Here is a 14,747-nt window from a genome sequence, read left to right as displayed (position 1 = left end):
GGAATTAAAAACTATTTAGACTTTAAGGAACCATCGTTTGCTGTACAGGAAATAAAGTGCTGCTAATTCAACAGCAAGCACGCCGCACCACAACCATACCTCATGAAATGCTTCCGGCGTAAACTTTATCAATCCACCGAACAGGTACTGCGAAGTATGTTTGAAATTAACAATGCCATGCGTTGCCATATAGATAAGGATGGCATTGGTACCGATCCATACGAAAGGCATACTCCATTTCTTCCAGCCTGCGGCGTCTATTATGAGGTAGAAAAAGGATAACAGCAAGAGGCTCCAACCGGCGGTAACCAATACGAAAGAGCTGGTCCAGATGTGTTTATTCAGCGGGAATATGAGCCCCCATGCATAACCCAGTATCAGAGACACTACACCTGCCAGTGCCAGGTAAGCACCTTTTTTCATCCGGCTCCACTCGCAGGACTTCAGGAATTCACCCGTGAGCACGCCCAGCAGGGCACTGCCTACGGCCGGAACGGTGGAAAACAGCCCTTCAGGGTCAAATACCGTACGGTACAGGTGGCCGGGCAGGAACAGGCGGTCGAAATACCCGGCAAAGTTCCCTTCAGGGGTTAAAACGCCGGCTCCGAAACCGGGTACCGGGATAAGCATCATGGCCGCCCAGTAACCGATCAGGAGGATCCCTACCCAAATAATGCGCATCCGTAAGGAGCAATTCAGGTAAATAAGGGCCGCAAAAAAGCAGGACAAGCCGATGCGGCCCAATACGCTGGCGAAACGGGTATTCTCATATCCCTCCCAATGCAGCAGGCCGTTCACAACCATGCCTAATACAATGAGGATAAGGGTACGCCGTACCAGCGAGCTGTATATCTTCTTTTTGCCGGTCACCGCTGCTTTTGCATAGGCAAAAGGCATGGATACCCCGGCAATAAAAATGAAAAGCGGAAAAATGAGGTCGTAGAACGTAAAGCCGTTCCATTCGGAGTGTTGCAGCTGAGCTGCCATAAGATCAAGCGCAGGGTGATGTGTGGCCTTGGCAAGCTGGGTGAAGATCTCTTCCCCGCTGATGATCCAGAACATATCAAAACCCCTTAATGCATCCAGTGACTGCAGGCGTTCCGCCGGCATAGTGTTAGGTAAGCCCCCCTTATAATTCATCGTATAATTTCCCGATTTTTTCTGATACCCGCAATAATCAGTGGTGTTATTTAATAGTTAGCGAGCGGGAGAGGTATAGGTAAAGTTATACTGCCGGATCCAGGACCCGGCAGTAGTATATTAGAATTTCAGTGTTTTTGGAAGGTATTTAGCCACCAGGTCCTCATAATAAGGCCGCAGTTGCTTCCAATCCGGTGGAACCGGGTTCTTGGAGTAGAGGTCGTAAGGGTTGAACAGCTTCACCCATTTCAGCATTTCACGGTCGTGATCATCCAGCAATTGCTCATAATCACCTTCCCGGTGCCAGGAGTAAAAGGAGTGATAACGCAGCATGTACAGGCCGGATTCCGGTAAACTGTCCTTCATCATCTGGTACACATATTCATCATGGCCCCAGGACATGTGTACATTGCGGAGACCGCAGCCTTTCTTGTATACGCCTGTAGGCGTCTGGTATTCCGGATTGTTGAAGTCCGGGTTGTTCTTAAAGAACTCAGGATATACGATCTTATCTGAATAGGCACAACCTACAGGGAAGGTATCCCCTACCACCGCCCACTGCGGCTCACCGAAGAGGCAGAGGGTTTTACCCATGTCGTGCATGAGCCCTACCAGCACCATCCAGTCCGGGTGGCCATCCCTGCGGATAGCCTCTGCTGTTTGCAGCAGGTGCTGGAACTGGTCCAGGTCCGTATCCGGGTCAGAATCATCTACCAGCTGGTTGAGGAAGTCAAATGCCTCCCAGACAGGCATCTCTTTTTTATTGAAACGCAGGTAATCTGCTCTTTTCTCCTGTACAAAATCATACGTCTGATAAGTATGGTTCAGCCGGTAGAATTCCCTTACCGTATCCCTTTCAGGTGCATCGTAATTACGGTATGCTTCTGTGGATTTGGAGCTGGCGATGGCTTCAGGATCAGGATAGCGTTCGAGAACGGCATCTTCCCATTCATCAAGGCTTCCCAGCGGGTTAATTTCTTTTTCGGTGAACTTTGGTGTGGTACTCATAGGAGCATCAGTTTACTGTGAGAAAATTGTGGAATGTTTCCCTAATTTCGATGTTTTCCCCAAGATTCTTTGCATAATAGTGTAGCTTTATTTACGAAACCGGTTTCGAAAATGAAGAATGTTACCATCAGAGCGTTAGCTAAGGAATTGAACTTATCCGTTTCCACTATTTCCAAGGCCTTGCGGGACAGTTATGAGATCAGCGAAGAAACCAAACAACGCGTGCTGGAAGTAGCCAACCGGCTGAGTTATACACCCAATCCTTACGCCAGCAGTCTGCGCGGCAAAAAAAGCAAAAACATTGCAGTAGTGATCCCCGAGATCGCAGATAGTTTTTTTGCGATCGCTATCAACGGTATTGAAGCGGTGGTGAAAGAAAAAGGTTATCACGTGCTGATCTGCCTTACTCACGAAAGTTTTGAAAATGAAAAGGCCATTCTCCGGGAATTTGGCAGTGGCAGAGTGGATGGGGTGCTGATGTCCGTGTCCAGTGAAACCACTTCCTGCGAGCATATCTGCGATCTGATGGATAAAGAAGTGCCGGTAGTGTTCTTTGACCGCGTACTGGATGAAGTGGATACAGATAAGATCGTAACAAATGATTTTGAAAGCGGTTATGCTGCTACGCGGCACCTTATAGAAAAAGGATGTAAAAAGATTGCCTATCTCGGCATCTCCAAAAGCCTTGCCATCAGCAACAACCGTATGGAAGGTTATAAAAAAGCATTGGCAGACCATCAGATCCCCTTTGAAGCGAGTGATATTGTACTTTGTACCAATGATCCTGCCTACAATACAGAGATCGTAAAAGAACTGCTGCAGCGAAAGAAAAGACCGGACGGGATTGTGGCTTCCGTGGAGAAGCTCACCACTACCGTGTACCAGGCCTGTAATGAGTTGCAATTGGCTATTCCGCGTCAGCTGCGGATCGTTTGTTTTTCCAATCTTGAAATTGCCACCATCCTCCACCCTTCCCTTACTACCATTACACAACCGGCATTTGAGATGGGAAAGTCTGCAGCTACCGTGTTGCTGAAAGCATTGGATAAAAAGAATAACAGTCAGCCGAAGAAGCAGTTGGTTATTCCGTCTACCCTGATCATCAGAGGCTCCAGTAGTATATGAAACTAATCAGAGGGACAGATAGTACATGCATTTATAAGAAGCTACTCTGTATATGAAACTTATAAGAACAACATCAGAAAATCCGGATTTCATTGCGCTTGTACGCGAGCTGGATCAATACCTTGCCGGTGTGAACGGCGAAGCACATAGCTTCTTTGCGCAATTCAACAAGATAGATATGCTGAAGCATACCGTGGTAGCCTATATTGATGATATCCCCGTAGGCTGCGGCGCATTTAAAGCCTTTGATACCACCGCTGCAGAGATCAAGCGGATGTTTGTACAGCCTGCCTTTCGCGGGAAAGGAATTGCCAGTGCTATCCTTAAAGAACTGGAAACCTGGGCGGCTGAAGAAGGGTTCACCGCCTGTGTACTCGAAACCGGCAGCCATATGCCGGATGCAGTGGCGCTTTATGCCGCCAGGGGGTACGGTGTGACCGCCAAATATGGCCAGTATGTGGACTCTGTGCTGAGTGTATGCATGCGAAAAGATGTCTGAAAATACCACTGTCGCATTAAACCTCTTCTTTGTCGCAATCTCCCCCCGGTGCTTTTTCAGTGGCGTTGTATGTTTGTATCACAAAACAAAAAACACCTGATCATGGAAAATAAGACACCCATCACAGTAGAAGCAACAATTCAGGCTCCGGTTGAAAAAGTATGGAAATATTGGAGCGAACCCACACACATTATGAACTGGTGCAGCGCCTCCGATGACTGGCATGCCCCTGCCGCAACAAACGACCTGCGTACAGGTGGAAAGTTCTCCACTACCATGGCCGCAAAAGACGGCAGTTTCAGTTTTGATTTTGCAGGCGTTTATGACGAGGTAACAGATCATCAATACATCTCCTATACCATGGGCGATGGCAGGACCGTAAAGATCTCTTTCAGCGGTGAAGGCAATGCTACAAAGGTTGTGGAAACATTTGATCCGGAAGAAGTGAATACAAGAGAATTACAACAAGGCGGCTGGCAGGCAATCCTGAACAACTTCAAGAAATATACAGAAGGGAACTAAGTTTTTTTCTTTTCAGGGACTGCATATCTTTAATATGCAGTCCCTTTTGCCATCAAACCCTCCACCACAGGCACTTGTAGATTTTTCTTCATCTCCAAGCAAAAAAGTTTTTTTTAAATACATTTCGTTTTATACTTTTGCCGCGGAGGAATGGCAGAGCGGTCGATTGCGGCAGTCTTGAAAACTGTTGACTGTAACAGGTCCGGGGGTTCGAATCCCTCTTCCTCCGCTGACAAAACAAGATGAACTCACAGGCTAAGCTTGTGGGTTTTTTGTTTTTTAAAGAATACCCTTTCTCAGAATTCTCTTTATATTTATGGAGATTCCACTGAATGCAATACCAATCATATACTGACCATCAGTTATTAGACATGTTAAGGTTGGGTGATAAAGCTGCACTGAACGAAATATACACAAGATACCAGGGCATCCTTTACAGTCACGCTTTCCGGCGCTTCCCCGACCGGGAGGAGGTGCGTGATGTAGTGCAGGATATATTCATCAACCTCTGGAACAACCGCGATCACCTCCAGGTGGGCACCAGTCTTGCCGCTTATCTCTATGCTTCTGTACGGAACCGGCTGCTAAATATTATCCGTCACCAAAAAGTGCAGGACTCCTATATCCATTCCCTGCAGCATTTCATTGACAAAGGGGAGAACATCACGGATGAAAAGCTCCGGGAAAAGGAACTGATCCTCCTTGTTGAGCAGGAAGTGGCCGCATTGCCGGCGCAAATGCGCCTTATTTTTGAAATGAGCCGCCAGCTGAACATGAGCCACCAGCAAATAGCCGAAGAGCTGAACCTGAGCCCCCTGACGGTGCGGACACAGGTCAGGAACGCACTGCGCATCCTTAAGGTGCGGCTGGGTCCCCGGATCTTTAGTGTTTTCTTCTGATTTTTTTTCAAATCATCTACCCCCTCCCCCTTTTTTGCGTGTCATATACGTATACAGGGGGAAATAATCCCCATTCCACGATGAAGAACGCCAAAGAACTGCTTGATAAATATCTTTCCGGAGAGGCAACCAGCGAAGAAAAAGCGTTGGTTGAAACCTGGTATCTGCAAGAGGGCCTCCCTCCCTCTGATCTTTCGCAACAACAACTTCAGGAAGAACACGACATGGGCCTGAAAGCCCTGCATTCACAGATTTCGCCCGTAAGGCGCATCTGGCCGCGTTGGGCCGCCGCTGCGGTGATATTGTTATGCGTGGGAACTGCCGCCTTTTACATGACGCCTGCTAAGCAGCATACGCAGCCAGACGTAGCAGTAAACGTAACGGAAGCGGATATACCTGCTGGCAGTAACAAAGCTGTACTGACCCTTTCCAACGGAAAGAAGATCAGCCTCACGGATGCCGCACCGGGTAGTCTTGCCCGTGAGTACGGGGTTTCTGCAGAAAAAACAGCAGATGGAGAACTGGTGTACACCTCTAATGATGCCTCTTCCGCGAACGAATATCACACGATCACAACACCCGCCGGTGGTCAGTACCAGGTTACCCTGCCCGATGGTAGTCATGTATGGCTCAACGCCGCATCCAGCCTGCGTTACCCTGTGAAGTTCATACAGCAGGAACGGCAGGTGGAATTAAGCGGCGAAGCCTATTTTGAGGTGAATAAACAAGCCGGCAAACGGTCTTTCATTGTACAAACCGGCGGCCAGCAGGTGGAAGTATTGGGCACACATTTTAATATCAGCGGGTACACGAATGATGCAGCTATTAAAACCACCCTGCTGGAAGGGTCTGTGCGGGTACGGAACAAACCGGGCAGTGATGTGTTGCTGAAACCAGGGCAAATGGCCATTAACAACCCCGCCAAGGGCGCCATACGTGTAACAGCGGCGGATGTGGAAGATGTAATGGCCTGGAAGAACGGGCTGTTCATTTTCAATAATGAGCACATCAGGGACATTATGACCAAACTGGCACGCTGGTACGATATTGAGGTGCAATATGAGGGAGACATGACCGGCGTGGCCTTCCAGGGCAACTATCAACGCTCGAGGAGCCTTGTGAACCTTCTCAAAACAATTGAACAAACCAATAGTGTCCGCTTTAAAACAGAAGGCAGGCGGATCACCGTGATCAGACAATAAACTTTTTTTAATTGACGAACAGCCGTTCATACTGCCGTTGTGCAGGATGCGGAACCGTATTGTAAAAATTCCCGCGTGTTATGAAATGTAGATTTACTTTTTTCCTGATCGCCTTTCTGCTGGCCGGCGCTTCGGGGTTCTCACAGCAAGTCAGCATCCGTGTAAAAGATGCTTCTATCAAGGAAGTGTTTTCCAAACTTACAGAACAAACCGGCCTGAACTTTATGGCCGATGCCGTATTGATGAAAAACCTGAAACCGCTCAACCTGCAGTTCAGCAATGCATCGCTGAACGAAGTATTGCAAAAATGTTTCAGCGGTGAAGAGGTGGACATCCTGGTGAACCAGGACTACAAAACGGTAGTGATACGCAAGAAAACACCGGCCGCCAAAACAACCAGGCAACAAAAACAAGTTACCGGCAAAGTCACCAATAGTACCCATGAACCATTGCCCGGTGTGAGTATCCGGGTGAAAAATACGGTTACTGCCACCGTGTCTGACGCCACAGGTATGTTCAGCATTGAAGTACCTGAAAATGATGCCACACTTGCTTTTTCCTTCATCGGGTTTAGCCCGAAGGAAGTAGCGGTGAAAGACGGATCGGATATAACCGTGGTGCTGGAAGATCAGCAAAAGGCATTGGGAGAAGTGGTGGTGATCGGCTATGGTGAACAAAGCAGTAAAAAAGTAACCACGGCTATTTCACGGATCGGTGGAAGTGCTATTGCAAAACAGCCTGTTGCAACACCGGGTGAGGCGCTCGCAGCCCTTGCACCGGGCATACAGGTGCAATCTGCGCGGGGCGGTTATCCCGGCGAAGCACCTACCATCCGGATCAGGGGCGTTGGCTCCCTTGGCACCAGCAGTGATCCGTTATACGTGGTAGATGGTTATCCCTTACAGGAATCCACACAATTCGACCTGATCAATCCTGCTGATATCGAATCCATAGAACTGTTGAAAGATGCGGCTTCCGCAGCCATTTATGGCTCCAGGGCGGCTAATGGCGTGGTGATCGTGACCACCAAAAGAGGTAAAGCAGGTAAAGCTAGTTTTAATGTTTCCGCTTATAGCGGCATACAACAGATCGCCAAAAAAGTAGAACTGCTGAACCGGGATGAATATATTGATTATGCAAAGTTCACAGCACGTCTGCGTAATGTAACGTATCCCGCAGTATTCGATACCAATCCTGACAGTCTGCCGGATGTGGATTGGCAGGATGTGATCTTCCGGCAGGCCCCTATCTCCGACTTCCAGTTGTCCGCAAGAGGAGGTTCTGAAAAAGCCCGGTATTCCGTTTCCGGCGGATACTTTAGCCAGGATGGAACTATGCGTGGCACTTCCTACAAGCGGTATAACCTTCGTTTTAATATGGATGCAGACCTTCACCCTAAACTAAAGATCGGTATATCCATGGCGCCCTCTTTCTCCGATCAGTACCGGCAGCCTGCAGCAGGACAGTTCAGTGAAGCTTCTACCGGCGAAACAGCTGGCGGCCGCGGTTTACCGAGCCCTATCCATTCCGCTGTATTAATGCCGCCTGTAGTGCCTGTATATGCAGCAGATGGAGATTATGCACAGGGATACAGGGGTTTGAAAAACTCCGCGAACGGTGTGTTCTTCCAGGCCAGCCTCTACAACCCGCTGGGTGTGCTGGAACTGTACCGCAACAGGGTAAAAGAATACCGCCTGCTGGGTAACAGTTTTTTGGAATACGAACCGGTGCAACGGCTAAAGCTGAAAACCTCACTCGGCGCTACACTCAACATCAATGATCAGAACGCCTATATCCCGGCTACACTGGCCAATAACAGCGCACCAGCTGCCAGCCGTTCAAACCCTGTGATCGCGCAGATCTATGCGATGGAAAACCAATCGACAGTGGTAGACTGGCTTTGGGAGAATACGCTCACTTATTCAGGCAACATTGCAGAAGCGCATCACTTTAATGCTCTTTTGCTCTACTCACTGCAGAAATACCAGGCTAAATCCACCGGTGCGGCAGGCCGCTCCGGTACGTATACAAGTGCTTTGCTAGAAAACCCGCTGGCTTCTTCTGACCTTGTAGGCTCACTGGCTTACAGTCAGAATTCTTTCCTGTCATTCGGTGGCCGCCTGAATTATGATTACAAGAATAAATACCTGCTCTCGGCAGCGCTTCGCCGCGATGGTTCTTCCCGCTTTGGCCCCAATAACCGCTTTGCTTCTTTCCCTTCAGTATCTGCGGCATGGCGCATCAGCGAAGAACCATTCATGCAGGCAATCAGCCCGGTGTTGAACGAAGTGAAAGTACGCGCCAGCTATGGTGAAACAGGCAATGCCAGCATTGGTGATTTTACCTGGGCCAACAACATTGTACCACGCGATTATGGTTTTGGTAACCAGCGTACTTACGGCAGCGCACAATCCGGCTTCGCTAATTATGATCTCACCTGGGAAAAGAACCGGCAAACAGACATCGGGCTGGAGCTGGGTTTCCTGAACGATAAATACAGTCTTACCCTCGACTATTATACCCGTGAAACAGAAGGTATGCTCTTTCAGAAAGATCTGCCTGCCATTATCGGTTATGCAGCATTTTATCGCACCAACCTGGGCAAATTACGCAACAATGGTTTTGAACTCAACGCAAAAGCCAACTTCAACCTCGGCCCTGTTAAGTGGGTGCTGGAAGGAAATATATCCGCCAACCGCACAAAGGTGCTCAGCCTGGGAGGTCCCTCTTCCCTCCCCCCTGACGCGGCTATCTTCGGATGGGATAACGTATTCCAGGTAAAAACAGGTGATCCCCTGGGACTGATGTACGGTTACGAGGTAGCAGGTATTTTCCGCACAGCGCAGGACTTACAGCAACATCCTCAATGGGTGACCGGTAATAAAGTGGGTGACTGGATCATCAAAGATCAGAACAACGATAAAAAAATTGATGAGAACGACCGCGCTGTTCTCGGCCATGGCTTCCCTGATTTTCTCTATGGCCTCAACAGCACCTGGCAATACCGGAACATAGATCTGTCTATCCTGGTGCAGGGCGTGCAGGGTGTTGATGTGATCAATGGCAACGTACGGCATCAGTTCGGCATCCACAATGTGAATACCAGTCCTGAGTATTACAACAACATCTTTGATCCGCAGCAGCCGGATAAAAATGTGGAGTACCCGGCACCACTGGCTTCCGGCGTAACACCGCTCAATAACCTTACGAACAAAGCAGTGTCTGACGCATCTTTTCTCAGGCTTCGCAATGTAACACTCGGTTATACCTTACCACCGGCTGCATTGCGAAAAATAAAAGTACAGGCGCTCCGCTTTTATGTGACCGCACAAAATCTGTTCACCATCACCCGGTATAACTGGTACAATCCTGAAACCAGCGTTACAGGTGATTCTGTATACAGGCCCGGGGTAGATCAGGGCACCTACCCGGCTAACCGTGTGTTCATTGCCGGCCTTCATCTTGGTTTTTAACCTTAAAAATGTACAACATGCATCTTGGAAAATACATCACCATTCTGTTGGTTTCATGCACAGCTACCGGCTGCAGCAGTTTTGTAGACATCACACCGCAGCATGTGATCCCTGTGGGCAATTACTATAAAACGGAAGCGGATATACGCGCCACACTTACCGGCGCTTATGGTAACCTCCGCGATATTTACAATGGTTTCTGGATCCATTTTGAACTCCCTTCAGACAATACGCAGGTGTTCACGGAAAACGAAGGCAGCTATGGAGAATTCGACTGGCTGACCTTCCGCTCAACCGGCGGTGTATCCGGCCCCTGGAACCAGGCGTACCGGACCATTGCATCTGCTAACATCATTCTTGACCGCATTGATGGCATCACCATCACGGATGAATTGAAGAAACAATATACCGGTGAAGCTAAATTTCTCCGCGCGCTCATGTACTTCAACCTGGTACGCCTCTTTGGCGATGTGCCGCTGGTGCTGAAAGAACTGCTTACGGAAGAAGAGGCCTACACCTACCGCCGTACATCCGCAGAAGCAGTATACGCACAGATAGAGAAAGATCTGCTGGACGCAATAGCGATGCTGCCACCGAAGTTCACCGGCGTCAATGTTGGCCGCGCTACGAGCGGAGCCGCAAGATCGCTGCTGGGCAAAGCATATTTACAGCAAAAAAAGTGGGAAGCTGCTGAAGCTATCTTAGCGGAAGTGATCAATGCCTATACCTTTGAACCTGATCTTACCAAACTGTTCGGTCCTGCTAACGACAATAACTCCGAAGTGATCTTTTCCATACAGTATGTGGCAGGTGGCATTGGATTGGGTAACTCCTTTGCACATGCTTTTGCACCACAGAAATCCGGCACCTCCGTTGTATCGCTGGGCGCACTCAGTAACAATGTGGGCACACAGGACCTGTATGATGCTTTTGAGGCTACCGATCTGCGCAAAACTGCCTACATCGGCGTGTTTAAAGATGGCACCAATCCCAAGATCTACTACTGGTCCAAAAAGTTTGTGAACAACGTATCAGTACTGAATGATGGTGGTAACGACTGGCCGGTGATCCGTTATGCTGATGTGTTGCTGATGTATGCGGAAGCACTCAACCAGAATAACAAAACGGAAGAGGCGCTGACCTTTATCAGTAAAACCCGTGTAAGGGCCAAATTAACACCGCTCACAGGTCTTTCAAAAGCAGATACACAGCTGGCACTCGAAAAAGAAAGAAGGCTTGAACTATGTTATGAAGGCCACCGCTGGCATGACCTTATCCGTTGGGGCAAAGAAGTGAGCACCATGGAAGCCTTTCAGACAAAATACCGTCCTATTGATCCCCGCCTTTCCAATATGAGCATTACAGCGGACAGGAAGCTGATGCCTGTTCCCTTCAGGGAGATCAACCTCAACCCTTTACTCTTACCACAAAATTCCGGCTACTAATACATGAAAAAGATATTGATACACCTGTTGATCTGTGTACTTTTTATTGCCTGGAAGCCAGCCGGTAATTATGATGTGATCGTATATGGCGGAACACCTGCAGGTATTACAGCAGCTATTGCTGCCGCCAGGGAAGGCCGTACCGTATTACTGCTGGAACCTTTACCATTGGTGGGTGGCATGATGAGTGGCGGCCTCAGCTTCAGCGACTCCAACCAGATGTTACGCGAAGCGCTCCTTGGCTTGTTTGAAGAATTTCATCAGCGGGTAGAGGCGTATTATACATCCCGTGGCATAACGTTGCCATACCGTGTAGCAGAGAAAGATACCAAACACTGGACGTACGAGCCACATGTAGCCGAAAAGGTGTTCAATGAGATGTTGAAAGAAGCGGGCGTGGAAGTAATACTGAATGAAACGTTGAAACAGGCAGCTATGTCCGGCCCACGCATCACAGGCCTCCGCATGTGGTCCGGCCGCCGGTTTTCCGGTAAGATGTTCATAGATGCCAGTTATGAAGGTGATCTGCTGGCGGCTGCCGGTGTACGGTTCCGCGTAGGCAGGGAAAGCCGTGCTGAACTGGGTGAATCTTTTGCCGGTGCAGTGTATCAGAAGAAGGCAGTAGCTGCTGCTTCCATGGAGGCAGGCAAACCACTTCCTCTCATTTCAGGCACTACGGTAACGCCTGAAGGAGAAGGTGATAACAGGATCATGACCTATAGTTTCCGGCTTTGTTTATCCGAAGACCCAGCGAACCGCGTGCCTTTCACCAGGCCCGCAGATTATGATGAAAAACGTTACGAACTGTTCCGGCGCTTTTATAAAGCCATGCCGAAGACAGGTATCCCTTTCGACATGTATCCGATCCCGGGCAACAAACTCGATGGCAATAACGGCATCGGCGGACAGCTTTCGCTGGGGCTGGTTGGGGAGAACTGGCAATATCCCACTGCATCCCGCAAACAACGGCAAGCTATCTGGGCTAAGCACCGGAGTTACACAGAAGGTTTGCTTTATTTTCTAATGACAGATCCGGCAGTACCGGATAGCGTTCGCAACCGCATGCAGCGCATGGGATACGCCAAAGATGAGTTTGCTGCTTATGGTCACTTTCCACCAGTGTTGTACGTGCGGGAAGCCAGGCGCATGGTAGGGGAATATTTTTTGACGCAGGCGGATATTCTTGAACATAGTGAAAAGCCGGATGCCATTGCCGTAGCCTCGTTCCCGATAGACTCGCACGATTGCCAGCGCATTGCTACCCCCGGTGGCGGATTTATCAACGAAGGCACCATATTCCCGGCTAAAACCCGTGTGGAAGGCCGCGGTATTCCTTACCAGGTGCCTTACCGCAGCATTATTCCAAAAGCAGCAGAATGTGTGAACCTGCTGGTGCCGGTATGTATTTCTGCTTCGCATGTGGCCTTTAGCTCCATCAGGGTGGAACCAGCCTGGATGGTACTGGGAGAAAGTGCAGGTATTGCCGCAGTGGTTGCATTGGAAAGTAACGTAGCTGTACAACAAGTGGACTATTCCAAACTGGCGGATCGCCTGAAAGCGAAGGGCCAGGTTTTATCATACCAAAAATAACAAGCATGAAAATCATCCCTTTTATCGCTATCATACTGATAGCGTGGCTTTCGTCATGCCAAAAAACGGCGGATGTGATCCCCCTTACTACCGGGGACACGCTGAAAACAATCCCTTATTTATCCATGGTACAATTGCGCAGCGGCGCAGCAGATCACCGCGATGTTGTTTTTATCACTGCCGATCAACAGTCTGGTTCCTTCCAGTATGATCCCAACGACACCACCACGCCTGACGACAGCGCCATGACGCTCGTTAGTGGCAGCAGGCGTTACAAACGTATAGCCACCTACGTAACACTGGAAATGTTCGGCGCCAACGGTGACTATGATTATGTAGCCCAAACCGGCACAAACAACACCTACAAAATCCAGAAGGCGTTGAACTATTGTTCCGTGAACGGTACGGAAATAAAATTACTGGCTGGTAAAAAATACCTGACCGGTACACTATACCTGTATAAAGACAGTATCAAAAACCCACTGTATGCCGCAAGGCCGGGACGCGTAAAAATTACAGGGCAAGCCGGAGGCATCGCCACCGGCAGCCTGGAACCACAGGGCGCAGCACTGGTACATATGAAAAACGACACCGGCAGGCTTATCGAATGCATTGGCAGTTTCTCTATTTCAGCTCCTGCCAGCATGGGCGGGCAGATTCTGTTCGAGAACATGAATTTTGTAGGTGGCAACAAAACAAAGGATGTGGTTTATTTTGAAGCCTGTCAGGGGCAGATCAGCATGAACAATTATACCGTGCAGATCAACAACCCCGCAGGCAACGGCATCACGGAAGTGACCACCTGGGAAACAGAACACCACAACGGTCTCATTCGCGGGCAGGCTGCCGGTACCGGCAGCTGGACAGGAATTGGCCTGAACATTAAATCCAATGAGAGCGATGGTCAGGTGAACATGAAAATATACAGCAACGTAAACGTGTATAAATGTGGTTATGGCATCCGCATAGGCAGACGGGGTGCTACGTACGGCACCATTGGCCCGCTTAACTTCATAGGTGGCCAGGTAAGTCTTTCCGATCAGCATAATATGTGGCTGGATGGTGGTGCATACAACCTGGTGTCTACCGGCCAGCAATTCGAAGGTTCCCGTCTCAATGCCATACTCATTGATTCCGATGGCGCAAACGACCTGCCGAGAAACATCAAGTTCATCAATACCTACTTTACCGGTGGTGGCAGAATAGAAGACGACAGCTACAATAGTTTCGCTGTGCATGTGAAGGATGGCGTGGGAGTGGAATTTGACAGTCCTTTGTTCAATAACCTGGGTTGCGGTATTGTATTCAACAGAGGGCTCACACAAGGTCTTGTGATACGCCGGCCGGTTGTAAGAACGGTAAGGCCTTATGGTACTACCAACGGTATTTTCATTGATGCGTACGGCACCAGTGTATCCAGCAACCGGCTGACGCTGGAAGATCCGGTGTTCAATCAGTCTCCGGCTACCCTGATCTCCGATGCAGCCCTGCAGGCTTTTCTGACCACAGCAGCCGGTGGCCGTTTATCGGTAAATAATAACGCTGCTGTTGTTTCCTGCTCTATGGGCGGTGGTACTTTGCAGGCTGCGCAGATACTTAACTTCAACAATTCAGTAGCTACTACCGTCACCAATATTACCGGCGGGCAGCTGTACCGGGAGCTATTGCTCACCTTCAGCAACACATTGACTAAGATCGGGCATAACTCTAATATCTTTTTATCGGGCGGGGTGGACTTTTCACCAGCTACTTCGCGCGCTACGCTTAAGCTGATATGGATGGGGAGTTATTGGATAGAAGTTTCAAGAAGCTGACATAAAAAGGGCTATCCGTTTATCCGGATA

At 49.1% G+C, this 14,747-nt stretch carries 11 protein-coding genes and 1 tRNA gene; 10 read left to right on the top strand and 2 right to left on the bottom strand.

Annotation, left to right across the window (positions count from 1 at the left end):
* Positions 1 to 15: 15 nt before the first annotated feature.
* Both AAHN97_RS06060 and AAHN97_RS06055 read right to left on the bottom strand, forming a co-directional pair.
* Positions 16 to 1,110, bottom strand: a complete 1,095-nt coding sequence (locus AAHN97_RS06060; protein ID WP_343306661.1) for an acyltransferase family protein — start codon at positions 1,108 to 1,110, stop codon at positions 16 to 18.
* A gap of 150 nt (positions 1,111 to 1,260) precedes the next feature.
* Positions 1,261 to 2,148, bottom strand: a complete 888-nt coding sequence (locus AAHN97_RS06055; protein ID WP_343306660.1) for an inositol oxygenase family protein — start codon at positions 2,146 to 2,148, stop codon at positions 1,261 to 1,263.
* Between the two features lie 111 nt (positions 2,149 to 2,259).
* Between AAHN97_RS06055 and AAHN97_RS06050 the strand changes: the two genes are divergently transcribed.
* The 10 genes from AAHN97_RS06050 to AAHN97_RS06005 all read left to right on the top strand — a co-directional run bounded on the left by AAHN97_RS06050 (position 2,260) and on the right by AAHN97_RS06005 (position 14,717).
* Positions 2,260 to 3,273 carry a LacI family DNA-binding transcriptional regulator gene (locus AAHN97_RS06050; protein ID WP_343306659.1) on the top strand — a complete coding sequence of 338 codons (1,014 nt, stop codon included), beginning with the start codon at positions 2,260 to 2,262 and terminating at the stop codon, positions 3,271 to 3,273.
* Between the two features lie 52 nt (positions 3,274 to 3,325).
* On the top strand, positions 3,326 to 3,772 hold the full coding sequence (locus tag AAHN97_RS06045; protein WP_343306658.1) for a GNAT family N-acetyltransferase: 447 nt from the start codon (positions 3,326 to 3,328) through the stop codon (positions 3,770 to 3,772).
* Between the two features lie 102 nt (positions 3,773 to 3,874).
* Positions 3,875 to 4,294: an SRPBCC family protein gene (locus tag AAHN97_RS06040; protein ID WP_343306657.1), complete on the top strand. Its 420-nt coding sequence runs from the start codon at positions 3,875 to 3,877 to the stop codon at positions 4,292 to 4,294.
* A gap of 144 nt (positions 4,295 to 4,438) precedes the next feature.
* Positions 4,439 to 4,523: transfer RNA gene (locus AAHN97_RS06035), tRNA-Ser, on the top strand.
* 103 nt (positions 4,524 to 4,626) lie between these two features.
* Positions 4,627 to 5,193 carry an RNA polymerase sigma-70 factor gene (locus AAHN97_RS06030; protein WP_343306656.1) on the top strand — a complete coding sequence of 189 codons (567 nt, stop codon included), beginning with the start codon at positions 4,627 to 4,629 and terminating at the stop codon, positions 5,191 to 5,193.
* A gap of 80 nt (positions 5,194 to 5,273) precedes the next feature.
* Positions 5,274 to 6,395 (top strand): FecR family protein, encoded by a 1,122-nt coding sequence (locus tag AAHN97_RS06025; RefSeq protein ID WP_343306655.1) that lies wholly within the window; start codon positions 5,274 to 5,276, stop codon positions 6,393 to 6,395.
* An 80-nt stretch (positions 6,396 to 6,475) separates the two neighbouring features.
* Entirely contained in the window at positions 6,476 to 9,868 is a 3,393-nt protein-coding gene (locus AAHN97_RS06020) for a SusC/RagA family TonB-linked outer membrane protein (protein ID WP_343306654.1), read from the top strand.
* A 17-nt stretch (positions 9,869 to 9,885) separates the two neighbouring features.
* A complete protein-coding gene (locus tag AAHN97_RS06015) occupies positions 9,886 to 11,313 on the top strand; it encodes a RagB/SusD family nutrient uptake outer membrane protein (protein WP_343306653.1) in 1,428 nt (475 codons plus the stop codon).
* Between the two features lie 3 nt (positions 11,314 to 11,316).
* Positions 11,317 to 12,903: an FAD-dependent oxidoreductase gene (locus tag AAHN97_RS06010; RefSeq protein WP_343306652.1), complete on the top strand. Its 1,587-nt coding sequence runs from the start codon at positions 11,317 to 11,319 to the stop codon at positions 12,901 to 12,903.
* 5 nt (positions 12,904 to 12,908) lie between these two features.
* A complete protein-coding gene (locus tag AAHN97_RS06005; protein ID WP_343306651.1) occupies positions 12,909 to 14,717 on the top strand; it encodes a hypothetical protein in 1,809 nt (602 codons plus the stop codon).
* Positions 14,718 to 14,747 lie beyond the last annotated feature (30 nt).

Source organism: Chitinophaga niabensis (assembly GCF_039545795.1).
Taxonomy (GTDB): Bacteria; Bacteroidota; Bacteroidia; order Chitinophagales; family Chitinophagaceae; genus Chitinophaga; species Chitinophaga niabensis_B.
The sequence above is the reverse complement of the archived record's forward strand: the minus strand, read 5'-3'. Positions and strand labels throughout refer to the sequence as shown.

Bases quoted from the DNA above. Each gene is read 5' to 3' on its own strand.
- AAHN97_RS06010 (WP_343306652.1), top strand. From the start codon at position 11,317: ATGAAAAAGATATTGATACACCTGTTGATCTGTGTACTTTTTATTGCC.
- AAHN97_RS06025 (WP_343306655.1), top strand. From the start codon at position 5,274: ATGAAGAACGCCAAAGAACTGCTTGATAAATATCTTTCCGGAGAGGCA.
- AAHN97_RS06020 (WP_343306654.1), top strand. From the start codon at position 6,476: ATGAAATGTAGATTTACTTTTTTCCTGATCGCCTTTCTGCTGGCCGGC.
- AAHN97_RS06015 (WP_343306653.1), top strand. From the start codon at position 9,886: ATGCATCTTGGAAAATACATCACCATTCTGTTGGTTTCATGCACAGCT.
- AAHN97_RS06050 (WP_343306659.1), top strand. From the start codon at position 2,260: ATGAAGAATGTTACCATCAGAGCGTTAGCTAAGGAATTGAACTTATCC.
- AAHN97_RS06005 (WP_343306651.1), top strand. From the start codon at position 12,909: ATGAAAATCATCCCTTTTATCGCTATCATACTGATAGCGTGGCTTTCG.
- AAHN97_RS06060 (WP_343306661.1), bottom strand. From the start codon at position 1,110: ATGCCGGCGGAACGCCTGCAGTCACTGGATGCATTAAGGGGTTTTGAT.
- AAHN97_RS06040 (WP_343306657.1), top strand. From the start codon at position 3,875: ATGGAAAATAAGACACCCATCACAGTAGAAGCAACAATTCAGGCTCCG.
- AAHN97_RS06045 (WP_343306658.1), top strand. From the start codon at position 3,326: ATGAAACTTATAAGAACAACATCAGAAAATCCGGATTTCATTGCGCTT.
- AAHN97_RS06055 (WP_343306660.1), bottom strand. From the start codon at position 2,148: ATGAGTACCACACCAAAGTTCACCGAAAAAGAAATTAACCCGCTGGGA.
- AAHN97_RS06030 (WP_343306656.1), top strand. From the start codon at position 4,627: ATGCAATACCAATCATATACTGACCATCAGTTATTAGACATGTTAAGG.